Annotated in this window: 21 protein-coding genes; 11 read left to right on the forward strand and 10 right to left on the reverse strand. The window is 59.9% G+C overall.

The window, feature by feature from the left end; genetic code table 11:
• Window positions 1-3: 3 nt before the first annotated feature.
• The 3 genes from GTU76_RS18380 to GTU76_RS18390 all read left to right on the forward strand — a co-directional run bounded on the left by GTU76_RS18380 (window position 4) and on the right by GTU76_RS18390 (window position 2,297).
• Window positions 4-315 carry a YqfO family protein gene (locus tag GTU76_RS18380; RefSeq protein WP_016986104.1) on the forward strand — a complete coding sequence of 104 codons (312 nt, stop codon included), beginning with the start codon at window positions 4-6 and terminating at the stop codon, window positions 313-315.
• A 1,098-nt stretch (window positions 316-1,413) separates the two neighbouring features.
• The gene (locus GTU76_RS18385; RefSeq protein ID WP_180699255.1) at window positions 1,414-1,776 is read left to right on the forward strand and encodes a DUF6124 family protein; all 363 of its coding nucleotides are present in this window, start codon (window positions 1,414-1,416) and stop codon (window positions 1,774-1,776) included.
• Window positions 1,777-2,000: 224 nt separating this feature from the next.
• Complete coding sequence (locus GTU76_RS18390; RefSeq protein ID WP_016986354.1) at window positions 2,001-2,297, forward strand: hypothetical protein; 297 nt, start codon at window positions 2,001-2,003, stop codon at window positions 2,295-2,297.
• Window positions 2,298-2,346: 49 nt separating this feature from the next.
• Here the strand turns inward: GTU76_RS18390 and nagE are convergent, their stop codons facing one another.
• The 7 genes from nagE to GTU76_RS18425 all read right to left on the reverse strand — a co-directional run bounded on the left by nagE (window position 2,347) and on the right by GTU76_RS18425 (window position 11,067).
• Window positions 2,347-4,092 carry an N-acetylglucosamine-specific PTS transporter subunit IIBC gene (nagE, locus tag GTU76_RS18395; RefSeq protein WP_175555267.1) on the reverse strand — a complete coding sequence of 582 codons (1,746 nt, stop codon included), beginning with the start codon at window positions 4,090-4,092 and terminating at the stop codon, window positions 2,347-2,349.
• Between the two features lie 23 nt (window positions 4,093-4,115).
• On the reverse strand, window positions 4,116-6,629 hold the full coding sequence (gene ptsP, locus GTU76_RS18400) for a phosphoenolpyruvate--protein phosphotransferase (protein WP_180699256.1): 2,514 nt from the start codon (window positions 6,627-6,629) through the stop codon (window positions 4,116-4,118).
• 135 nt (window positions 6,630-6,764) lie between these two features.
• A complete protein-coding gene (locus tag GTU76_RS18405; protein ID WP_180699257.1) occupies window positions 6,765-7,787 on the reverse strand; it encodes an SIS domain-containing protein in 1,023 nt (340 codons plus the stop codon).
• A complete protein-coding gene (gene nagA / locus GTU76_RS18410) occupies window positions 7,768-8,874 on the reverse strand; it encodes an N-acetylglucosamine-6-phosphate deacetylase (protein WP_180699258.1) in 1,107 nt (368 codons plus the stop codon). The genes GTU76_RS18405 and nagA overlap by 20 nt, the downstream gene beginning before the upstream one ends.
• Window positions 8,875-8,897: 23 nt before the next feature.
• The gene (locus tag GTU76_RS18415; protein ID WP_425503647.1) at window positions 8,898-9,629 is read right to left on the reverse strand and encodes a GntR family transcriptional regulator; all 732 of its coding nucleotides are present in this window, start codon (window positions 9,627-9,629) and stop codon (window positions 8,898-8,900) included.
• A gap of 283 nt (window positions 9,630-9,912) precedes the next feature.
• Complete coding sequence (locus tag GTU76_RS18420) at window positions 9,913-10,428, reverse strand: L,D-transpeptidase family protein (protein WP_016986362.1); 516 nt, start codon at window positions 10,426-10,428, stop codon at window positions 9,913-9,915.
• Window positions 10,429-10,515: 87 nt separating this feature from the next.
• Window positions 10,516-11,067, reverse strand: coding sequence for an NUDIX hydrolase (locus GTU76_RS18425; protein WP_180699260.1), 552 nt, complete (start codon window positions 11,065-11,067; stop codon window positions 10,516-10,518).
• A gap of 147 nt (window positions 11,068-11,214) precedes the next feature.
• Between GTU76_RS18425 and GTU76_RS18430 the strand changes: the two genes are divergently transcribed.
• The 5 genes from GTU76_RS18430 (at window position 11,215) to purT (ending at window position 14,571) form a co-directional block, all read left to right on the forward strand.
• A complete protein-coding gene (locus tag GTU76_RS18430) occupies window positions 11,215-11,814 on the forward strand; it encodes a CoA pyrophosphatase (protein ID WP_180699261.1) in 600 nt (199 codons plus the stop codon).
• A 47-nt stretch (window positions 11,815-11,861) separates the two neighbouring features.
• Complete coding sequence (locus GTU76_RS18435; RefSeq protein WP_180699262.1) at window positions 11,862-12,386, forward strand: gamma carbonic anhydrase family protein; 525 nt, start codon at window positions 11,862-11,864, stop codon at window positions 12,384-12,386.
• Window positions 12,383-12,595 carry a DUF1289 domain-containing protein gene (locus tag GTU76_RS18440; RefSeq protein ID WP_180699264.1) on the forward strand — a complete coding sequence of 71 codons (213 nt, stop codon included), beginning with the start codon at window positions 12,383-12,385 and terminating at the stop codon, window positions 12,593-12,595. Before GTU76_RS18435 ends, GTU76_RS18440 begins: the two co-directional genes overlap by 4 nt.
• 226 nt (window positions 12,596-12,821) lie before the next feature.
• Window positions 12,822-13,289, forward strand: a complete 468-nt coding sequence (locus GTU76_RS18445; protein WP_126360484.1) for a preQ0 transporter — start codon at window positions 12,822-12,824, stop codon at window positions 13,287-13,289.
• A gap of 100 nt (window positions 13,290-13,389) precedes the next feature.
• On the forward strand, window positions 13,390-14,571 hold the full coding sequence (purT, locus tag GTU76_RS18450) for a formate-dependent phosphoribosylglycinamide formyltransferase (protein WP_180699266.1): 1,182 nt from the start codon (window positions 13,390-13,392) through the stop codon (window positions 14,569-14,571).
• Between the two features lie 119 nt (window positions 14,572-14,690).
• Here the strand turns inward: purT and GTU76_RS18455 are convergent, their stop codons facing one another.
• The 3 genes from GTU76_RS18455 to GTU76_RS18465 all read right to left on the reverse strand — a co-directional run bounded on the left by GTU76_RS18455 (window position 14,691) and on the right by GTU76_RS18465 (window position 18,303).
• Window positions 14,691-16,007, reverse strand: coding sequence for an MFS transporter (locus tag GTU76_RS18455; protein ID WP_175555260.1), 1,317 nt, complete (start codon window positions 16,005-16,007; stop codon window positions 14,691-14,693).
• Between the two features lie 229 nt (window positions 16,008-16,236).
• Window positions 16,237-17,478, reverse strand: a complete 1,242-nt coding sequence (locus GTU76_RS18460; protein ID WP_175555259.1) for a transporter associated domain-containing protein — start codon at window positions 17,476-17,478, stop codon at window positions 16,237-16,239.
• A 12-nt stretch (window positions 17,479-17,490) separates the two neighbouring features.
• Window positions 17,491-18,303 carry a cytochrome C assembly family protein gene (locus GTU76_RS18465; RefSeq protein ID WP_134174803.1) on the reverse strand — a complete coding sequence of 271 codons (813 nt, stop codon included), beginning with the start codon at window positions 18,301-18,303 and terminating at the stop codon, window positions 17,491-17,493.
• Window positions 18,304-18,513: 210 nt separating this feature from the next.
• On the opposite strand from GTU76_RS18465, the gene ffh reads away from it, so the two are divergent.
• From ffh to rimM, 3 genes are all read left to right on the forward strand, one after another.
• A complete protein-coding gene (gene ffh, locus GTU76_RS18470) occupies window positions 18,514-19,890 on the forward strand; it encodes a signal recognition particle protein (RefSeq protein ID WP_007908988.1) in 1,377 nt (458 codons plus the stop codon).
• A 410-nt stretch (window positions 19,891-20,300) separates the two neighbouring features.
• Window positions 20,301-20,552: a 30S ribosomal protein S16 gene (gene rpsP / locus GTU76_RS18475; protein ID WP_016986371.1), complete on the forward strand. Its 252-nt coding sequence runs from the start codon at window positions 20,301-20,303 to the stop codon at window positions 20,550-20,552.
• A 5-nt stretch (window positions 20,553-20,557) separates the two neighbouring features.
• The gene (gene rimM, locus GTU76_RS18480) at window positions 20,558-21,094 is read left to right on the forward strand and encodes a ribosome maturation factor RimM (RefSeq protein WP_016986372.1); all 537 of its coding nucleotides are present in this window, start codon (window positions 20,558-20,560) and stop codon (window positions 21,092-21,094) included.
• The last annotated feature ends 2 nt before the right edge of the window (window positions 21,095-21,096 follow it).

Below are 21,096 nucleotides of genomic sequence, written 5' to 3' on the forward strand. Positions count from 1 at the left end.
CCTGTGTACAAGCTCGCCTTTTTTGTTCCTGACAGTCATGTCGAGGTGGTCAAAGGGGCTGTGTTCGCTGCCGGTGGTGGGCGGATCGGTGACTATGACCACTGTGCCTGGCAGGTGCTCGGTCTGGGGCAGTTTCGACCGTTGGACGGCAGTCAGCCGTTCATGGGCGAGGCGGGGCGGGTTGAGCGGGTTGAGGAATGGAAGGTTGAGCTTGTAGTGGCGGATGAGTTGATCGTTGCTGTAGTGGCGGCGCTCAAGTTGAGCCATCCCTACGAGACGCCGGCTTATGAGGTGTGGCGGCTGGAAGATTTCTGATCTTTCTTGCTGCTGAAATGGGAAACCCGCAGATGAGTGATTGTCTGCGGGTTTTTTGTTGCCTGCGATTTGCTTTTCTGTAGGAGTGAGCCTGCTCGCGATGGCGCCCTGACAGGCGACCATGCTCTGGCTGACTGAGTGAATATCCGTTTCTTCGGGGGCTGCGGCTGGCGGTTTCGCCCTTACGGCGAGTCCCTTTGGCAAACGCCCCAAAGGAACCAAAGGTCTGTGCCCCAACGTTCGGCCCACTCGCTAAAGCTCGGGGTTCCTTCGCTCCGGGATCCATCCGGGCGCATCGCCTACGGTTTGCTTCGCTGCACCTCCTCTCGCTGTGTTTGGCTACGCCAAACGGTCGCTGCGCTCCCACCCCCGGATAAATCCCTCCACTCAGCCTGCCGACGGGGCCGGTGGATCAAGATCAAGAGCTGCAGCCGAGCTTGCGCTCATCCTGTTGAGTGGTGAAGAGCACGGGGTGTTCGGCGTTGATTTTTTGGTGGATTCGCCCCTCACCCCAGCCCTCTCCCGAGGGAGAGGGAGCCGATTTGTGGGCTTTTCGAGATCTGAGTTCGACTCGGTATTTCACGTCAGCGTAGATCCACCAAACACCCCGGTCAGTCCCCTCTCCCTCTGGGAGAGGGCTAGGGTGAGGGGCCTTTGATCTGTTTCAGAATGTGAATTCGACTCGGTATTTCACGTCGGCGTACATCCACCAAACACCTCGGTCAGTCCCCTCTCCCTTTGGGAGAGGGCTAGGGTGAGGGTTTGCTTTTGGCTGTTTAATGATGTGTCGAATAGCCAGAACCTTCCCACAAGGTTTTCAGGTTGTCCGTCGGACGCCCGCTCTCTAGGCTTTGCCTGTCCCTGCCAATTCAGCGACCGGGCGTGAGATCCCCGGAATGCTTGCAACTAGCGCCAACACTACGATAATTGGCGCCAGCTCAATCTGCTGCCTGTTTTATGGCGGCTGTGTGCGGGCAGACTTCGGTCTGGCCGGTTGCCTGCTCCGGTGGATCTCACCCTGCACATAGCTGCCACCTCTTCGCCGCGTGAGATCCGGCGAACGATGGCATCTCCACTTGCAGTAGCAGGAGTTGAACTTTGGACAAGCTGATCCCCGACCCACCCCACGAAACCAAAACTCCACTCGAAGCAGCCCTCCGCGCCGAAGACCAGGCCCGAAACCGCGAAGCCATCAAACGCGCGCTCGACTTCTACCTGTGCCCCGAACCCGCGAAGCCCCGCCGGCCTAGCACCATGTTCATGGTCTGCCCAGAGGTCGACACCGAAAGCCTGCTCGCTCACGCCTGCGAGTCATTAGCCTCTGCAAGTACCGCGGCCGGCAACTTCGCCAATGAGCTAAACGGTTCTCAGCGCAGCACCGTATTGGGCATCCAGCAAATCGTCATGCTCGCCGAACTGGCGGTAAATCGCGCACTGGATCGGGTAGACCCGCAAACCTGATCCATACGGGTACATCGCAAACAGGCTGGCCCCATTGGGATAGGGGCGAGCCTGCTCAAGCGCATGACTTTGGAGATTGACGTTCGCGGCTCAACTCAGTGGCAGATGTGGCATTAACCGTTCATCGGAAACACCCCTTAACCTGTAATTTCTGACAGTGGCGCGATACCTCCAACTCCTGTCAGATAAGCCTTCCATCCAAACGGGTAAGAAGGAACTTGACTATGTCTGCTGAAAAAAATGTTGTGCCAGTCATCACCTCTGTGAGAGACGATAAGGGAGTGATTGACAACGGTGGCACCACCTCGGCAACTTCTGTGCAATTGAGCGGGGTTGCAGATGCTGGAGAAAAAGTTGAAATTTTCGACGGTGCTGTTTTGAGGGGGCAAGTAGTCGTCGGCGCTGCAGGACTCTGGGATTCGCACCTAACGAGTCTGATGGTGGGTGCTCATTCGGTTACGGCCAGAGGAAGCGCTGGTACGTCACCGGTTCGCACGTTTATCGTTGTTCCAGCGAAGTAACACGATATAAAAAGCCGCAGCGCTTCCTGGCACGGCGGCTTTTCATGGGTCAGTAAGGCTGTTGGACTTTTATTGCGGTTAAAACCTTCGCACTTGGCTCAATGCGATTGAGCAGAGCTTCAAGTGCTCCACTCAAACTCGCAGCTTTGTCACCCACCAACAAGTGCCAAACACCACCCTCCAACTGGCTGACACCCTGACAACCCAGCTCTTTTAACTGCGCGTCGGACAGAGCCTTGCCATCTGCCAGCAACAAGCGAATCCGGCTCATGGCAATGCAATCCAGTTGCAGCACGTTGTCGCCGCCACCCAGTGCATTCAGCCATTGCTGCGCTTCCGAACTCGCGACCACAAAAGCTTTCGGCTCATCAGCAACAACAGCGGTTTCAACCAGAACCGCACGCCCCAGTGAAGGCATGGCGAGGCGAATCTCATCCGCAATGCTGTCCGCCATCGGCCCCACCACCACCTGCAAACTTCCGCCCTTGCCCGGACGCACAACCGCCATCGCACCCAACGCTTTCAAATCAGCATCGGACGCCTTGTTGCGATCGACCATTTCCAAGCGCAACCGCGTAGTGCAGGCGCCGACCGTCAGTAGATTTTCAGCACCACCCAATGCCTTGATATAAGCGCTGGCGCGTTCGTTCTCGGTCAGAACCACTTTCTCTGCCGTTGCGACATCCTCACGCCCCGGCGTCTTCAAGTTGAAGCGACGAATACAGAAATCAAACACCGCGTAATACACCACGGCGTACGCCAGCCCGACCGGAATCACCAGCCAGCCATTGGTCGAGCGCCCCCAACCCAGCACCATGTCGATGAAGCCACCGGAGAAGGTGAAGCCGAGGTGAATGTTCAACGCATTGGTAATCGCCATCGACAACCCGGTCAGCAGCGCATGCAGCAGATACAACAGCGGCGCCAGAAACATGAAGGCGAATTCAATCGGCTCGGTCACCCCGGTCAAAAACGAAGTCAGCGCCATCGACAGGAAGATCCCGCCCATGACCTTGCGGCGTTCCGGCAGCGCATTGCGGTACATCGCCAGGCATGCCGCTGGCAGGCCGAAGATCATCATCGGGAACATGCCGGTCATGAACTGGCCACCCTTCGGATCGCCAGCGAAGTAGCGCGACAGGTCACCGGTCACCAGCGCACCGGTAGTCGGATCGGTGAAGTTACCGAACACGAACCACGCCATGTTGTTGAGGATGTGGTGCAGGCCGGTGACGATCAGCAGGCGGTTGAACACGCCAAACACGAACGCGCCGATACTGCCGCTTTCCATCATCAGCGCGCCAAACGCGTTGATGCCGTGCTGGATCGGCGGCCAGATATAGCCGAACACCACGCCCAGACCGACCGCCGCAAACCCGGTGACAATCGGCACAAACCGTCGGCCACCAAAGAACGCGAGGTACTCCGGCAGCTTGATGTCCTTGAAGCGGTTGTACAGCGCGCCGGCCATCAGGCCGCTGACGATCCCGGCGAGCATGCCCATGTTGATGCTCGCGTCGAGCACCTTGAGCGTGGAGATCATCACCAGATAACCGATCACCCCGGCGAGGCCGGCGGTACCGTTGTTGTCCTTGGCGAAACCGACGGCGATGCCGATGGCGAAGATCATCGCCAGGTTGGCGAAGATCACCTGGCCGGCATCGTGAATGATCGCGATGTTCAGCAGGTCGGTGTCACCCAGGCGCAGTAGCAGGCCGGCAATCGGCAGGATCGCGATCGGCAGCATCAGCGCGCGGCCGAGGCGTTGCAGGCCTTCGATAAAGAGTTGATACATGGCGGTTCTCCTTCTTGTTGTTATTAGCGCAGAGGCCAGTGTTGATGGCAGGCGTGACGCACGGCGGCGGCGCTGCTCAGCTTGAGCAGATCGCGGCTGAGGCGCTGGCATTCGGCTTCATGCAGTTGCCGCACGCGATCCTTGATTTCGCCGATTTGCACCGGGCTGACCGACAGTTCGGTAACACCCAGGCCGATCAACACCGGTGTGGCCAGCGGATCAGAGGCGAGGGCGCCGCAGACGCCGACCCAGCGTTTGTGCACCGCCGCGCCTTCGCAGGTCATGGCGATCAGGCGCAACAGCGCCGGGTGCAAGGCGTCGACACGGGCGGCCAGACCGGCGTGGTCGCGATCCATGGCCAGGGTGTATTGCGACAAGTCGTTGGTGCCGATCGAGAGGAAGTCAGCGTGTTCGGCGAGTTGTTCGGATTGCAGCGCTGCGGCGGGGACTTCGATCATCACGCCGATTTCTGGACGCTGGCTGATACCGAGCTCCAGGCACAGGGCATCGACGCGTTGGCGAATGTGCAGCAGTTCGTCGACTTCGGTGACCATCGGCAGCAGGATCCGGCAACGGCGCAGCGGGCTGACTTGCAGCAGCGCGCGCAATTGTTGATCGAGGATTTCCGGACGGACCTGAGCCAGACGAATGCCGCGCAGGCCGAGCACCGGGTTGGCTTCGATTGGCAGCGGCAGGTAATCGAGTTGCTTGTCGCCGCCGACGTCGATGGTGCGGATGATCACTGATTGATCGCCCATCGCATCCAGTACGCCTTGATAGGCCGCACGCTGTTCTTCGACATCCGGCGCGGTCTGCCGATCGACGAATAAAAACTCAGTGCGCAGCAGACCAACGCCATCAGCGCCGTTGGTGAAGGCATCTGCCGCTTCACCGCTGGAGGCGACATTGGCGACGACTTCGATGGTCACGCCATTGCGGGTTTCTGCTGGCAAGTGAGCCTTGGCTTGCTGTGCGTCGCGGCGCTGCTGACGGTCGAGTTGCGCCTGCTGAACTTCAGCCAGGCGTTCGACATCTGGGGTCAGTTCGAGGCGTCCACTGTCGGCATCGAGCACCACCGCTTGGCCTTGTCGCTGATCAAGCAAGGCAGAACCCAACGCCACCATGCACGGCAGACCTTTGCCGCGAGCGAGAATCGCCACATGCGACGTCGCGCCACCTTCGGCCATGCACAAACCGGCAACACCTTGCGCGCTGAGTTGCAGCAGATCCGATGGGGTCAGTTCGTGAGCCGCAACAATGGCGCCGGCCGGCACGTCGTAATGCCATGCTTCGCCGAGCAATGCCCGCAACACCCGTTGGTTGAGGTCGCGCAGATCATTGGCGCGTTCAGCCAACAGCGCGCTGCCGGTGTGTAGCAGCACGTCGCATTGCACATCGATCGACTGGCTCCAGGCGTGAGTCGCCGCAGTGCCTTGTTCGATGGATTGCTGTGCCGCATCGAGCAGCGCCGGGTCTTCAAGCAACGCCAGATGCGCGGCGAAGATTGCTTCTTCATCGGCGTTCTTGTGCTTTTTCGCTTGAGCTAGCGTGCCTTGGATTTCGTTGCTGACCTGTCGCAGTGCAGCTTCAAGCACCTGCTGTTGTTGCAGGGGATCGTGATTGCCCGCGTCGACCGGCAAACTGATCGAGTTCAAGCGAAACAGCGGCCCACCGACCAGTCCCGGCGCGGCGCACACACCGTGCAAAACGCCAGCCTCGGCCGGACGTTTAATAGCGGCAACATTGACCGGCGCTGCAGCGTGATGATCATCCGGCAGCGCGGTGGCCAACGCCTTGAGCAACGCTTGCAACGCCGCTTCGGCATCCGGCCCCTGACAGCTGACCTGCACTTCATCCTGTTCGCCAACTGCCAATCCCATCAAACCGATCAGGCTGTTGCACGGCGCCGATTTGCCGGCGAAGTGCAGTTGCGACTGGCTGTTGAAACCTTGTGCGGTCTGTCGAATCAATGCAGCCGGGCGCGCATGCAAACCACCGCGATGAGCGACCAATACATGACCATAAACCTCAGGTCCGGCGATTTTCGCGACATTCGCCGCCACGCTGTTGCGCGCAACAATGTGCAATAACGGCTCGCCAACCTTCACCGCTTTCAGCGTGATCGGGCGCACCTGAAAATCCTGGCTATTGGTCAGAATCAACAGGCTGACGAGGCTTTTGCATTGTTGGCCGACCTTGTCGAGGTCGTAGCGCAACAACGGCTGGCCCTTGGTCACGCGGGCCCCTTCCTTGACCAGCATCGAGAAACCTTCGCCGTTCAACTCAACGGTGTCGAGGCCCAGATGCAGAAGGATCTCCGCGCCGTTGTCGGCCCGCACCGTCAGCGCGTGCCCGGTGCGGGCGACGTGAATGATCACCCCGGCGCACGGCGAGTACAGGGTGTCGTTGAGCGGGTCGATGGCAATGCCGTCGCCCATCGCGCCGCTGGCGAACACCGCGTCCGGGACTTTGGCGAGCGTGAGCACCGGGCCGCTGAGCGGGGCGCTGAGGGTCAGCTCTTTATTGTTGTTGTGCATGGCTCGGTCTCATCGGTTATATCTCGGTTCGATGTCCCCTGTAGGAGCTGCCGAAGGCTGCGATCTTTTGATCTTGTTTTTTGGATCAAAATCAAAAGATCGCAGCCTTCGGCAGCTCCTACAGGTTTGCTTCAATTAGTGCGTACGGGTCACTTTGCTCAGGTGGCGCGGCTGATCCGGGTCCATGCCACGGGCCACGGCCAAACCGGCGGCCATCACGTAGAAACTCTGGATCGCCAGAATCGGATCGAGGGCCGGGTGTTCGGCGCGGGTCAGGGTCAGGTCGCGCTCGCTTACATCATCCGGCGCGGCCAGCAACACACGGGCGCCGCGTTGGCGCATCTCTGCTGCCAGGCTCAACAGACCCGCCTGCTCGGCGCCGCGCGGAGCGAAGACCAGCAACGGATAGTGTTCGTCGATCAGCGCCATCGGGCCGTGACGCACTTCGGCGCTGCTGAACGCTTCGGCCTGAATTGCCGAGGTTTCCTTGAATTTCAAAGCCGCTTCTTGAGCGATGGCAAACCCGGCGCCGCGACCAATGACCATCAAACGCTGGCAATCGCGCAGCGCTTCGATGGCCACGCTCCAGTCCTGTTTGGCCGCTTCGCGCAGGCCTTCAGGCAGTGCATTGCCGGCCTCGAGCAATTCGCTGTCCTCTTTCCAGTGCGCAATCAAACGGGCGCTGGCGCTGAGGGTGGCGATAAAACTCTTGGTCGCGGCGACGCTGCTTTCAGTACCGGCGAGCAGCGGCAGGCTGAATTCGCATGCCGCTTCCAGTGGCGAATCGGCAGCGTTGACCATCGACACACTGAGCGCGCCACGCTTGCGCAACAGACGCAGGCTGTTGACCAGATCCGGGCTCTGCCCCGATTGTGAAAACGCGAACGCGACCTGACCGCTGACCTTCAACGGCGCTTGCTGCATGGTCACCACCGACATCGGCAACGACGCCACCGGCACACCCAGTTGCTGCATGGTCAGGTAGGCAAAATAGCTCGCCGCGTGGTCGGAGCTGCCGCGTGCGACGGTCATCGCCACTTGCGGCGGCTGACGGCGCAGGCGGCCGGCGATCTCGATCATTTGCGGGTCGAGCTGTTGCAGTTGGGCTTGCACGGCCTCGAACGAGGACAGTGCCTCCTCAAGCATTTTTGAAGTCAATGTCTTCTCCTTCGACCATGACGGCGGTCAGTGTGAGTGAGCGATCCAGCCGCACGCAGTCGGCCCAGGCACCCGGTTGCAGGCGCCCGCGTTCGTTGATGCCGAGGTAGTCGGCGGGGAATTGCGACAGGCGCTGCGAGGCCTCGGCGATCGGCAAACCGATCTTCACCAGATTGCGCAGGGCTTGATCCATGGTCAGCGTGCTGCCGGCCAAGGTGCCGTCGGGCAGGCGCACGCCGCCGAGGCATTTGGTCACGGTGTGGCTGCCGAGCTTGTATTCACCGTCGGGCATGCCGGCGGCAGCGGTCGAATCGGTGACGCAATACAGGCAGGGGATCGAACGCAGGGCCACGCGAATGGCACCGGGATGCACGTGCAGCAGATCCGGGATCAACTCGGCGAATTTGGCGTGGGCCAGCGCGGCGCCGACGATGCCTGGCTCGCGGTGATGCAGTGGGCTCATGGCGTTGTAGAGGTGGGTGAAACTGGTCGCGCCGGCATCGAGGGCAGCAACGCCTTCCTCGTAACTGCCGAGGGTGTGGCCGATCTGCATGCGCACGCCACGGCTGCTCAGTTCGCGGATCAACCCGTCGTGGCCGGCGATTTCCGGGGCGATAGTGATCACCCGGATCGGCGCCAGTGCCAGATATTCTTCGACTTCGGCCATCAACGCGGTGTGGGCGAAGTTCGGTTGCGCGCCGAGTTTTCCGGGATTGATGTACGGGCCTTCGAGGTGTACGCCGAGGACGCGGGCGGCCCCTTGCGGACGCTGTTCGCAGAATTCCCCGACTTCTTTCAAGACGCTGGAGATCTCGGCACTCGGCGCGGTCATGGTAGTGGCCAGCAGTGAGGTGGTGCCGAAACGCACGTGGGTTCTGGTGATTGTTTCGAAAGCGCTGGCGCCTTCCATGATGTCTTTGCCGCCACCGCCGTGAACGTGCAGATCGATGAAGCCCGGCAGCAGATACGGCAGGTCATTGGTGGCCGGATCGCAAGGCACGCCTTCGATCGACACGACTTTGCCGTGTTCGTGGATCAGCCGGCCACGAACCCAGCCGCTGGCGGTGAGGATGTTGTCTTCGGACATTTTGGTTCTCGCTTTGGGCCGTTTTAGCGGCGCAGCTCTGCAACAAAGTCGTAGTAGTCGTTGCGGCAATAGGTGTCGGTGACTTCGATCGGCGTGTTGTCTTCCAGATAGCCGACCCGGGTCATCAGCAACATGGCGGTGCCGGGGGCGATGCCGACCAGCGCGGCGAACTCGTCCGAGGCGTTGATTGCCTGGATGTGTTGCAAGGCGCGGACAATCGGTTTGCCGATACCGTCGAGGTATTCGTAGAGCGAATCACCGACCAGCTGTGGCTTGGGCATGATCGAGGCGGGCAGGGTGCTCATTTCGATGGCCATAACGGTGTCATCGGCTTTGCGCAGACGCTTCATGCGCGCGACCTTGTCGTTCGGCGACAGGCTCAGGCGGATCAGTTCTTCGTGAGTCGGCAGGGTGATTTCACGTTCCAGCCATTGCGAGCTGGGCACGAAGCCCTTGAGGCGCAGCATCTCGCTGAAACCCGAGAGGCGCGACAGCGGCTGTTCCAGGCGTGGCGTGATGAAGGTGCCGGAGCCTTGCAGGCGGCGGATCAGGCCTTGATCGAGGAGGACTTCCAGCGCCTTGCGCGCAGTCACCCGGGAAATGCCTAGTTGCTCGCAGAGGTTGCGTTCGGACGGCATCGCCTGCTCGGACTTCCACTGTCCGGCATGAATCGCCGCTTCCAGATTGCGTGCCAGTTGCAAGTACAGCGGCGTCGGCTGGGAGTCATAGGGACGTAGGGCGTGGAGGTCGTTCATGTAGGGCATTTCCGTCGCGAGTATAGGATTGTTGTAGCTCGCTTGTGGGGCGGAAATTAATACCACTTGAATACCATGTCAACGCACGAAAATGGCCTTTGACCCAATGGAATGGTGGTTTTTACTGGGTGTGGTTTGAATTGGTATTAGGGCTTGGCATTAAAAACCAAAAGATCGCAGCCTGCGGCAGCTCCTGTATTTGGAAGTGGTATCACCTCTGAAGGAACTGCCGCAGGCTGCGATCTTTTGATTTATTTTTTTGCAGGTGACCAGTGGTCAAGGATTAAGGGCGGATTTCGACCATCGTGCCGTCCGGCACCAGGCTCCACACTTCGCGCATATCGACGTTGCGCATGGCGACGCAGCCGTCGGTCCAGTCGAGGGTGTGGAACAGGTCTTCCGGGGTCTCTTCCGAATCCGGCGTGCCGTGGATCATGATCATCCCGCCGGGCTCGACGCCTTCGCGCCGGGCGCGGGCCGAATCGCTGATGTTCGGGTAGGAAATGTGCATCGACAGATTGAATTTGTCACTGGTCTTGCGCCAGTCGATCCAATAGAAACCTTCCGGCGTGCGTTTGTCGCCTTCAATCAGTTTCGGGCCTTTTTTCGCGCCCTTGCCCAAGGAGATGCGATAGGTCTTCAGCGGCTTGCCATCGGCGATCAACTGCAGTTGATGAGCTGATTTGAGCACCAGGACTTTTTCGATAAGCGGGCTATTCGCAGGCGCCACGGTGGTCACGAAGGACGCTTGGGAGGCGGAAACGAACGACAGGCAGAACAGGGCAAGCAACCAGCGCATTGAAACGATTCCCCAGGAATGACGCAGATACATTATTTACAGGTGTTGTGCAGACGTGCTCGGGTTATCGGCTGGCCGGCGACGAAATCAAGTAATGGCAGGCTGAGCAAGCGGCGGAATCGATTCCGAACGAACCGGATACTCCTCAATACGCCGATCAGCGAAGAAGCATTCTAAGGTACGTCCCACTGTGCGGAAAGCCAGCTCGTCCCAGGGAATGTCGGCTTCGTCGAATAGTTGCACTTCCAGGCTCTCGGGACCGGCGGCGAAATCCAGGTCGACCAGCTCGGCACGGAAGAACACATGCACCTGACTGATGTGCGGCACATCGATCAGCGTGTAGATGCTCAGGTTGCGCACGCGGGCGCAGGCTTCCTCGGCGGTCTCGCGCACGGCGGCCTGCTCGATGGTCTCGCCGTTCTCCATGAAACCGGCAGGCAGCGTCCAGTAACCGAGGCGCGGCTCGATGGCGCGACGGCAGAGCAACACTTTCGTGCCCCAGGTCGGCACGCAGCCGGCAACGATATTGGGGTTTTGATAGTGAATGGTCTGACAGCTGTCACAGACAAATCGCAGCCGCGAATCGCCTTCGGGAATGCGCTGAGTGACCGGGTTACCGCAGTGGCTGCAAAATTTCATGCTGGGCTTCCTGAATGCTGCGCCTATCTTGGCGTGCAGCGGTGCCGGTCGGCAAGTTGTCGTTTCGCGACACGACGGGTTTCGGGGGCTTGGGTGGCTGCAATGATTGGTGCATGATGCAGGGTAAGGCACAGATCGAGAACACTCATGCTGGACGAGCTACTGCATAGGGTAAGCAACCACACACCGCGCACGCTGGAGACCGACATACGTTTCCCCGAGGCCGCCGTTCTGGTGCCGATCACCCGCAGTGACGAGCCGGAACTGGTGTTGACCCTGCGCGCCAGCGGGCTCTCGACCCACGGCGGCGAAGTGGCGTTTCCCGGTGGTCGCCGCGATCCGGAAGACCCGGATCTGATCTTTACCGCCCTGCGTGAGGCCGAAGAGGAAATCGGCCTGCCGCCCGGCCTGGTCGAAGTCATCGGCCCGCTCAGCCCGCTGATTTCCCTGCACGGCATCAGGGTCACGCCTTATGTCGGTGTGATTCCCGATTTCGTCGAGTATCAGCCCAATGATGCCGAGATCGCTGCCGTCTTCAGCGTGCCGCTGGAGTTCTTCCGTAAAGACCCTCGCGAACACACTCACCGCATCGACTATCAGGGGCGCAGTTGGTACGTGCCGAGCTACCGCTTTGGCGAATACAAAATCTGGGGCCTGACGGCGATCATGATCGTCGAGTTGATCAACTTGCTCTATGACGCGAAAATCAGCCTGCATGAGCCACCCAAAAGCTTTATCAATACCTGAAGCCGTCGTCCGAACGGTCATTCACCGTGAGCCCTGAGGGAAACAAGATGAAATACCGCTTGGGCGACGCCCGTGTCGAGACCCATCCACAGAGCTGGGTCGCCCCCAATGCCGTGATGGTGGGCAAGGTCAAACTGGAAGAGGGCGCCAACGTCTGGTTCAACGCCGTGCTGCGTGGCGACAACGAACTGATCCTGATCGGCAAGAACAGCAACGTCCAGGACGGCACCGTGATGCACACCGACATGGGCTATCCGCTGACCATCGGCACCGGCGTGACCATCGGCCACAATGCGATGTTGCATGGCTGCACCGTCGGCGATTACAGCCTGATCGGCATTAACGCGGTGATTCTCAACGGCGCGAAGATCGGCAAGAACTGCATCATTGGCGCCAACTCGCTGATCGGCGAAGGCAAGGAAATTCCCGATGGTTCGCTGGTGATGGGCTCTCCGGGCAAGGTTGTGCGTGAGCTGACCGAGGCGCAGAAGAAGATGCTCGAAGCCAGCGCCGCGCACTATGTGCATAACTCACAGCGTTATGCGCGCGATCTGGTTGAGCAGGAAGAATGAGCACGCCCGAAAGACCGGTCGCCTCGCCGTGCGTGAATATTTGTGCGCTGGATGAGGCTGACATCTGCACCGGCTGCCAGCGTACGGTCGCGGAAATCACCCGTTGGGGCCGCATGAGCAATGACGAGCGCCGTGTGGTGTTGGGGTTGTGTCATGAGCGGGCGAAGGCGAATGGGTTGGTGTGGATGATCCCGTCGTCGAAGTCGTGATCGGCATGAGTATGCCCTCACCCTAACCCTCTCCCAGAGGGAGAGGGGACTGACCGAGGTGTCTTTCGCTATACGCCGACCTGACATGTCGAGTCGGACTCAGATTTGAAAAGCCCCCGATCTGCTCCCTTTCCCCCTCGCCCCCTCGGGGAGAGGGCTGGGGTGAGGGGGTAGCTCTTGATCTGCCGGTCAAGTAACCTGTGCGCCAATCTGACAGGTCGCCTCCATGATTTTCCTCATCGCCTACATCAGCAGCGTTGTGCTGATCAACTTCGCCTTCTCCACCGCGCCGCATCTGGACATCATCTGGTCGGCCTGGGGTGGTCTGGTGTTCGTGCTGCGCGACATGGTGCAAACCCGCTTCGGTCACGGCGCGATCGTGGCGATGCTGGCGGCGCTGGTGCTGTCTTACGTCACCTCCGATCCTTCCATTGCCTTGGCCAGTGCCACGGCGTTCGCGGTCTCCGAGTGCATCGACTGGCTGGTGTTCAGCATCACCAAGCGCCCGTTGCGCGACCGCTTGTGGATCAGTTCGGCGCTGAGCATTCCCCTCGATACTTTCATTTTCTTCGGCATGATCGACTTGCTGACGCCACCGGTGATCATCACCGCGCTGGCCTCCAAGTTTGCTGGCGTGACGGCTGTGTGGCTGATCATGGCCTGGCGCGATCGCAAACAGGCCGTCGCCGGCTGAAGCCAAACCTTCAGGTTCATGTAAAATGCCGCGCTTTCTCCCAATGGAAAGCGCGTCTGGCGTTGCTTTCCTCGATGATCCGCTTCTTTGAGGACCTGAGATGACCCGTATCGGAACTCCATTGTCGCCAACCGCGACCCGCGTATTGCTGTGTGGCTGTGGTGAGTTGGGCAAGGAAGTGGTAATCGAGCTGCAACGCCTGGGCGTTGAAGTGATCGCCGTTGACCGTTACGCCAACGCGCCGGCCATGCAAGTTGCGCATCGTAGCCACGTGATCAACATGCTCGACGGCGCCGCTTTGCGCGCGGTGATCGAAGCCGAGAAGCCGCACTTCATCGTGCCGGAAATCGAAGCCATCGCCACCGCTACCCTGGTCGAACTGGAAGCCGAAGGCTTCACCGTGATCCCGACCGCGCGCGCTGCGCAACTGACCATGAACCGCGAAGGCATCCGTCGTCTGGCCGCCGAAGAGCTGGACCTGCCGACCTCGCCGTACCACTTTGCCGACACCTTCGAGGACTACAGCAAAGCCGTCCTCGATCTGGGCTTCCCATGTGTCGTCAAACCGGTAATGAGCTCGTCGGGCAAGGGCCAGAGTCTGCTGCGCAGTGCCGCTGATGTGCAGAAAGCCTGGGACTACGCACAAGAGGGTGGCCGCGCCGGCAAAGGTCGGGTGATCATCGAAGGCTTCATCGATTTCGACTACGAAATCACCTTGCTGACCGTGCGCCACATCGGCGGCACCACTTTCTGCGCGCCGGTCGGCCACCGTCAGGAGAAGGGCGACTATCAGGAGTCGTGGCAGCCACAAGCCATGAGCCCGATTGCCCTGGCTGAATCCGAGCGCGTTGCCAAAGCGGTGACAGAAGCGCTGGGCGGTCGTGGCTTGTTCGGCGTTGAGCTGTTCATCAAGGGTGATCAGGTGTGGTTCAGCGAAGTTTCGCCGCGTCCGCATGACACTGGTCTGGTTACTTTGATTTCGCAGGACCTGTCGCAATTCGCCCTGCACGCCCGCGCGATTCTGGGCTTGCCAGTGCCGCTGATCCGTCAGTTCGGGCCGTCGGCTTCGGCGGTGATTCTGGTGGAAGGGCAGTCGACCCAGACCGCGTTTGCCAATCTGGGGGCTGCGTTGAGCGAGCCGGACACGGCGTTGCGTCTGTTCGGCAAGCCGGAAGTGAATGGCCAGCGCCGTATGGGCGTGGCACTGGCGCGGGATGAGTCGATCGAGGCTGCTCGTGCCAAGGCGACCCGTGCTGCTCAGGCTGTTGTCGTAGAGCTGTAAACCGAGTCGCGGCATTCGCGAGCAGGCTCGCTCCCACATGGGATTGGGTGAACACAGAATCTGTGACCAACCAAAAAACCTGTGGGAGCGAGCCTGCTCGCGAAGCTTTTGATTTTCTGTCAGGCAACCCGATTCAGATCGTTATCCCGCGTTTCCTTCAGGCACAGCACCGCAATCAAACTCAGCACCGCCGCCGCCGACACATACCCGCCGACATAACTCAAACCACCCATCGCTACCAGTTTCTGCGCAAAGAACGGCGCCGCCGAGGCCCCGACAATACCGCCCAGGTTATACGCCGCCGAAGCACCGGTATAACGCACGTGGGTCGGGAACAGTTCAGGTAACAGTGCGCCCATCGGTGCAAACGTCACGCCCATCAAGAACAGCTCGATGCACAGAAACAGCGCCACGCCCCAGGTCGAACCCTGAGTCAGCAACGGCTCCATCAGGAACCCGGACAGAATCGCCAGCACGCCACCGATGATCAGCACCGGTTTGCGCCCGTAACGGTCGCTGGCCCACGCGGATAATGGCGTAGCTGCGGCCATGAACAGCACCGCGAAACACAGCAACCCAAGGAACGTTTCACGGCTATAACCGAGTGTGGAAACCCCGTAACTCAGGGAAAACACCGTCGAGATATAGAACAGCGCATAGCAGACCACCATTGCCGCCGCGCCCAACAGGGTTGGTGCCCAATACTGGCTGAACAGTTCGACCAGCGGCACTTTTACACGCTCCTGACGAGCGATGGCGTTGGCGAACACCGGGGTTTCATGAAGTTTCAGGCGCACGTACAGGCCAACCATCACCAGCGCTGCGCTGAGCAGGAACGGAATCCGCCAGCCCCAGCTGCGGAACTGCTCGTCAGTGAGCGTCATGGCCAGGGTCAGAAACAAACCGTTGGCGGCGAGAAAGCCAATCGAAGGGCCGAGCTGCGGGAACATGCCAAACCAGGCACGTTTGCCTTTTGGCGCGTTTTCCGTTGCGAGCAGGGCGGCACCGCCCCATTCACCACCCAATCCCAAACCTTGGCCGAAACGCAGCACACACAGCAGGATCGGTGCCCAGGCGCCAATGCTGGCATAACCCGGCAGCACGCCGATCAGCGTCGTGCACACGCCCATCAACAGCAGCGAGGCGACTAGCGTCGACTTGCGTCCGATGCGGTCACCAAAGTGGCCGAACAGCGCCGATCCCAATGGTCGGGCGAGGAAGGCAATGCCGAAGGTCAGAAATGCCGAGAGCATCTGCGCGGTGCCGGAGGTCTGCGGGAAAAACACCGGCCCGATCACCAGCGCAGCCGCGGTGGCGTAAACATAGAAGTCGTAGAACTCGATCGCGGTGCCGATAAAGCTCGCCGTGGCAACGCGGGTCGCGGAGTTGGTCGGTTGGGCAGGGGTGGTGTCGCTGATAGCGGTACTGGTTGTCATGCGGTGATCCCTGACAGTCATGAGCTCCGTTGGAGCGAATTATTATGGTCGAACACCCAGGGATGTGGGATGAGGCACGGTCGCTGCTTCAGGTAGGAACAGTCTCCGGAGTACAGCGGAAATAGCCGAAGCCTGTCGGGTGCGGGGTAAGCACGAGGTTCGGCGGCGCTTGGGTAAGCGTCTCGATTATAGGAAGGGGGCTAACAATCAAACAAGAGCAAAAGATCGTCTATCGAGTAGGCACCACAGCGGGCACAGAAGAGGTATGCCAGATCAACACCTTGCTCACCCGGTTCTCCTCAGTCTCGAGAATCTCCAGCCGATAACGCCCGATCTTCAGGCAAACCGCGCTTTCCGGAATGGTTTCCAGCGCCTCAGTGACCAGACCATTGAGGGTCTTCGGTCCGTCGCTCGGCAAATGCCAGCCCAGGCACTTGTTCAGCTCGCGGATCGACGCGGCACCGTCAATCACCATGCGGCCATCAGATTGCGGATGAATGTGCGGATTATCGATGCTGTGCTCGCTTTCGAATTCGCCAACGATTTCTTCGAGAATGTCTTCCAGCGTGACGATACCGAGCACTTCGCCGTATTCGTCGACCACCATGCCGAGGCGCCGTTGCTGCTTGTGGAAATTCAGCAGTTGCAGTTGCAGCGGTGTGCTTTCCGGCACGAAGTAAGGCTCGTAACTGGCCGCCAGCAGCGCCTCGCGGGTCAGATCGCCATTGTTCAGCAAATGTCGGATCTGCCGGGTGTTGAGCACCGCTTCAACCTGATTGATGTCGCTGTGAAATACCGGCAGGCGCGTACGTTTGTTGTGACGCAGTTGCTCAATGATCTCGTCGATCGAATCGTCGAGGTTGATGCCGTCGACGTCACTGCGCGGCACCAGAATGTCATTGACCGTAATGTTGTCCAACGCATGAATCCCCGAAACCGGGTGTGCGTGAACCGGGTGCTCCGGATCGTCGTAACGGTCAGCAGGTGAGTCATCTTCGCTTTGCTGTACGACTTGAACCTTGCGCACAAACGGCCGCATCAGCAGGCCACTGATGCGGCTGAACAACCAGGCAAACGGATAAACAATCTTCAGCGGCACCGCCAGCAAGGTATTGCCGAACGCCAGCACCGCGTCGGGATAACGTTGAGCGACGGTACGCGGGAAGTAATCGGCAAACACCAGCAGGATTGCCCCGGCACCGAGGCACGCAGCCCACGGGCCATTTTCTTCGCAAAGGAAAATTGCCAGCAACGTCGCGATGACGACCGCGAGCGCGCGGCACAGGGTATTGCAGAGGATCAGGCTATCGAGCGGAAAGCTCAGCTTCGCCAGCGGTTTATCGCTGGCGCGCGAGGCGGTGCGTTGCGCGAGCAGGTGCTGTTGCGCGATTTCGACGGCGGTAAACAGCCCCGACCATAAAATCAGCAGGACAAAAACCGCGAGCATCGGCCCTATGGGCAAAGCGTCCATTTATGCCGCCCGTCAGATGTGCAGGATGTATTCACGAACCAGTTTGCTGCCGAAGTACGCCAACATCAGCAGGCAGAAACCGGCGAGGGTCCAGCGAATCGCCTTGTGACCGCGCCAGCCGAGGCGATTACGGCCCCACAGCAGTACGCTGAAGACGATCCAGGCCAGGCACGCCAGCAGGGTCTTGTGCACCAGATGCTGGGCGAACAGGTTCTCGACGAACAGCCAGCCGGAAATCAACGACAGCGACAGCAGCGTCCAGCCGGCCCAGAGGAAACCGAACAGCAGGCTTTCCATGGTTTGCAGCGGCGGGAAGTTTTTGATCAGCCCGGACGGATGCTTGTGCTTGAGCTGGTGGTCTTGCACCAGCAGCAGCAAGGCCTGGAACACTGCGATGGTGAACATGCCGTAGGCGAGGATCGACAACAGAATGTGCGCGAGGATGCCTGGCTCTTCATCGATGATCTGCACCGTGCCGGTCGGCGCGAACTGCGCCAGCAGCACGGTGACCGCGCCCAGCGGGAACAGCAGCACCAGCAGGTTTTCCACCGGAATGCGCGAGCAGGCGATCAGCGTCAGGGCGATCACCGCTGCGGCGATCAGGCTGGACGCACTGAAGAAGTCCAGGCCCAGACCGATCGGGGTCAGCAAGTGAGTGAGCAGGCTGGCGCCGTGGGCCAGCACGGCGAAGACGCCGAGGGTAACCAGCAGGCGCTTGTTCGCCTTGGCGCCGGTGGCCAGGCGGGTGCTCTGATAAAGGGTCGCAGCGGCGTACAGAAGGGCGGCGGCGAGGGTGGTCAATAAACTGGGTGACAAGGGGAGCATAAATCCTGTTAGGCAGGCCCGAAAGGGGCTGAGTTTGGCATAGAACCGCCATCGCACGAAAGACTCAGGAAGCTGACAGCGAGGTGTCCGCCAGCCGCAGTCTTCGCTATAATCCGCGACCTGCCCACGCCGCAGGCTCGCCGAGCACATGTTGATTCCGGTCTGGGCCGCCATTATCCCGGTCTACACAGGGCCTGAAAGGATCGCGCAATGTTTGAAAACTTAACCGACCGTCTCTCGCAGACGCTGCGCCATGTCACCGGCAAGGCGAAGCTGACCGAGGACAATATCAAAGACACCCTGCGTGAAGTGCGCATGGCGTTGCTCGAAGCTGACGTCGCCCTGCCGGTGGTCAAGGACTTCGTCAATTCGGTCAAGGAGCGCGCTGTCGGCACCGAGGTGTCGCGCAGCCTGACGCCGGGCCAGGCGTTCGTGAAGATCGTCCAGGCCGAACTCGAAAGCCTGATGGGCGCGGCCAACGAAGATTTGAATCTCAGCGCCGTACCGCCTGCCGTGATTCTGATGGCCGGTCTGCAGGGCGCCGGTAAAACCACCACCGCCGGCAAGCTCGCGCGCTTCCTTAAAGAGCGCAAGAAGAAGTCGGTCATGGTGGTGTCGGCGGACGTTTATCGTCCGGCTGCCATTAAACAGCTGGAAACCCTGGCCAACGACATCGGCGTGACGTTCTTTCCGTCCGATCTGAGCCAGAAACCGGTGGACATCGCCACCGCAGCTATTAAAGAAGCAAAACTGAAATTCATCGACGTGGTCATCGTCGACACCGCCGGTCGTCTGCACATCGACGAAGAGATGATGGGCGAGATCAAGGCGCTGCACGCCGCGATCAATCCGGTCGAAACCCTGTTTGTGGTCGATGCCATGACCGGTCAGGACGCGGCCAATACGGCCAAGGCCTTCGGTGATGCGCTGCCGCTGACCGGTGTGATCCTGACCAAGGTCGACGGCGACGCCCGTGGCGGTGCCGCCCTGTCGGTACGCGCCATCACCGGCAAGCCGATCAAGTTCATCGGTATGGGTGAGAAGAGCGAAGCGCTCGATCCGTTCCACCCTGAGCGTATCGCCTCGCGCATTCTCGGCATGGGCGACGTGCTCAGCCTGATCGAACAGGCCGAAGCGACCCTCGACAAGGACAAGGCCGATAAACTGGCCAAGAAGCTGAAGAAGGGTAAGGGCTTCGACCTCGAAGACTTCCGCGATCAGCTGCAACAAATGAAGAACATGGGCGGCCTCGGCGGGCTCATGGACAAACTGCCGAGCATCGGCGGCGTCAACCTGTCGCAGATGGGCAATGCCCAGAACGCCGCAGAGAAGCAATTCAAACAGATGGAAGCCATCATCAATTCCATGACCCCGGCCGAGCGCCGCGACCCTGAGCTGATCAGCGGTTCGCGCAAGCGCCGGATCGCCATGGGTTCCGGCACCCAGGTGCAGGACATCGGTCGCTTGATCAAGCAGCACAAGCAGATGCAGAAGATGATGAAGAAATTCTCCGCCAAGGGCGGAATGGCGAAAATGATGCGCGGCATGGGCGGAATGTTGCCCGGCGGCGGCATGCCGAAAATGTAAGGTGTCCCGTCTCACCCATTCTGCTCACTTATGGCGGCGTCTGATGCCCTCATGCTGCGTTGCCGCTCCTCGCCATAGCGGGCTATGACTCGTCGCGGCGCCTTGCTTGAGGGCATCAGTCACTCGCCAAAAGTGAGCGAAATGGGTGAGACGGGACACTAGAATCTCGCCGGTCGTCGCACCGGCGCAGGCCCCGCAAGGACGCGGGATCAACAGCAAACCCGCACTCGGCGGGAGCTGACTGGCCGTTTTCATCGACGGCTCTCTATGCAAATCTGCACGGCATGCCATAGGCGCCGGAAAAAGTCATTTGCAAAAGTCCGGATATTCCTTAGAATATGCGGCCTTTCGGGCACCCATGCCCGCTGTGCATTTAGATTTGCAGCACCGACTACAGGAACGATGTTCACATGCTAACAATCCGTCTTGCCCTTGGCGGCTCCAAAAAGCGCCCGTTTTACCACCTGACCGTAACCGACTCGCGTAACCCGCGTGACGGCTCCCACAAAGAACAGGTTGGCTTCTTCAACCCTGTTGCCCGTGGTCAGGAAACCCGTCTGTCCGTGAACCAAGAGCGCGTAGCCTACTGGCTGAGCGTTGGTGCACAACCTTCTGAGCGCGTTGCTCAGTTGTTGAAGGAATCTGCCAAGGCTGCGGCCTGAGCAATATGAACGCGACGCCTGCTGTTGCCGATGATTTGATCGTTATTGGCAAAATTTATTCTGTTCATGGCGTTCGCGGCGAAGTGAAGGTTTATTCCTTTACTGATCCGACTGAAAACCTGTTGCAGTACAAAACCTGGACGCTCAAGCGCGAAGGCAATGTGAAACAGGTCGAGCTGGTCAGTGGACGCGGGAACGACAAGTTCCTGGTCGCGAAGCTCAAGGGTCTTGATGATCGTGAAGAAGCTCGTCTTCTGGCCGGTTATGAGATCTGCGTGCCGCGCAATCTGTTCGCTGAATTGACCGACGGTGAGTACTACTGGTACCAACTGGAAGGTCTGAAGGTCATCGACACCCTTGGGCAATTGCTCGGGAAAATCGATCATCTTCTGGAAACCGGCGCCAATGATGTAATGGTCGTCAAGCCTTGCGCTGGCAGCCTGGATGATCGCGAACGCCTGTTGCCCTATACGGAGCAATGCGTGTTGGCCATCGACCTGGCAGCGGGCGAGATGAAGGTGGATTGGGACGCGGACTTCTAAGC

The sequence above is a fragment of the Pseudomonas crudilactis genome, from assembly GCF_013433315.1.
Taxonomy (GTDB): Bacteria; Pseudomonadota; Gammaproteobacteria; order Pseudomonadales; family Pseudomonadaceae; genus Aquipseudomonas; species Aquipseudomonas crudilactis.

Coding starts and splice junctions, on each gene's coding strand:
- GTU76_RS18390 (WP_016986354.1), top strand. CDS start 2,001: ATGTCTGCTGAAAAAAATGTTGTGCCAGTCATCACCTCTGTGAGAGAC.
- nagE (WP_175555267.1), bottom strand. CDS start 4,092: ATGTATCAACTCTTTATCGAAGGCCTGCAACGCCTCGGCCGCGCGCTG.
- ptsP (WP_180699256.1), bottom strand. CDS start 6,629: ATGCACAACAACAATAAAGAGCTGACCCTCAGCGCCCCGCTCAGCGGC.
- nagA (WP_180699258.1), bottom strand. CDS start 8,874: ATGTCCGAAGACAACATCCTCACCGCCAGCGGCTGGGTTCGTGGCCGG.
- GTU76_RS18415 (WP_425503647.1), bottom strand. CDS start 9,629: ATGAACGACCTCCACGCCCTACGTCCCTATGACTCCCAGCCGACGCCG.
- GTU76_RS18420 (WP_016986362.1), bottom strand. CDS start 10,428: ATGCGCTGGTTGCTTGCCCTGTTCTGCCTGTCGTTCGTTTCCGCCTCC.
- GTU76_RS18425 (WP_180699260.1), bottom strand. CDS start 11,067: ATGAAATTTTGCAGCCACTGCGGTAACCCGGTCACTCAGCGCATTCCC.
- GTU76_RS18430 (WP_180699261.1), top strand. CDS start 11,215: ATGCTGGACGAGCTACTGCATAGGGTAAGCAACCACACACCGCGCACG.
- GTU76_RS18435 (WP_180699262.1), top strand. CDS start 11,862: ATGAAATACCGCTTGGGCGACGCCCGTGTCGAGACCCATCCACAGAGC.
- GTU76_RS18440 (WP_180699264.1), top strand. CDS start 12,383: ATGAGCACGCCCGAAAGACCGGTCGCCTCGCCGTGCGTGAATATTTGT.
- GTU76_RS18445 (WP_126360484.1), top strand. CDS start 12,822: ATGATTTTCCTCATCGCCTACATCAGCAGCGTTGTGCTGATCAACTTC.
- purT (WP_180699266.1), top strand. CDS start 13,390: ATGACCCGTATCGGAACTCCATTGTCGCCAACCGCGACCCGCGTATTG.
- GTU76_RS18455 (WP_175555260.1), bottom strand. CDS start 16,007: ATGACAACCAGTACCGCTATCAGCGACACCACCCCTGCCCAACCGACC.
- GTU76_RS18460 (WP_175555259.1), bottom strand. CDS start 17,478: ATGGACGCTTTGCCCATAGGGCCGATGCTCGCGGTTTTTGTCCTGCTG.
- GTU76_RS18465 (WP_134174803.1), bottom strand. CDS start 18,303: ATGCTCCCCTTGTCACCCAGTTTATTGACCACCCTCGCCGCCGCCCTT.
- ffh (WP_007908988.1), top strand. CDS start 18,514: ATGTTTGAAAACTTAACCGACCGTCTCTCGCAGACGCTGCGCCATGTC.
- rpsP (WP_016986371.1), top strand. CDS start 20,301: ATGCTAACAATCCGTCTTGCCCTTGGCGGCTCCAAAAAGCGCCCGTTT.
- rimM (WP_016986372.1), top strand. CDS start 20,558: ATGAACGCGACGCCTGCTGTTGCCGATGATTTGATCGTTATTGGCAAA.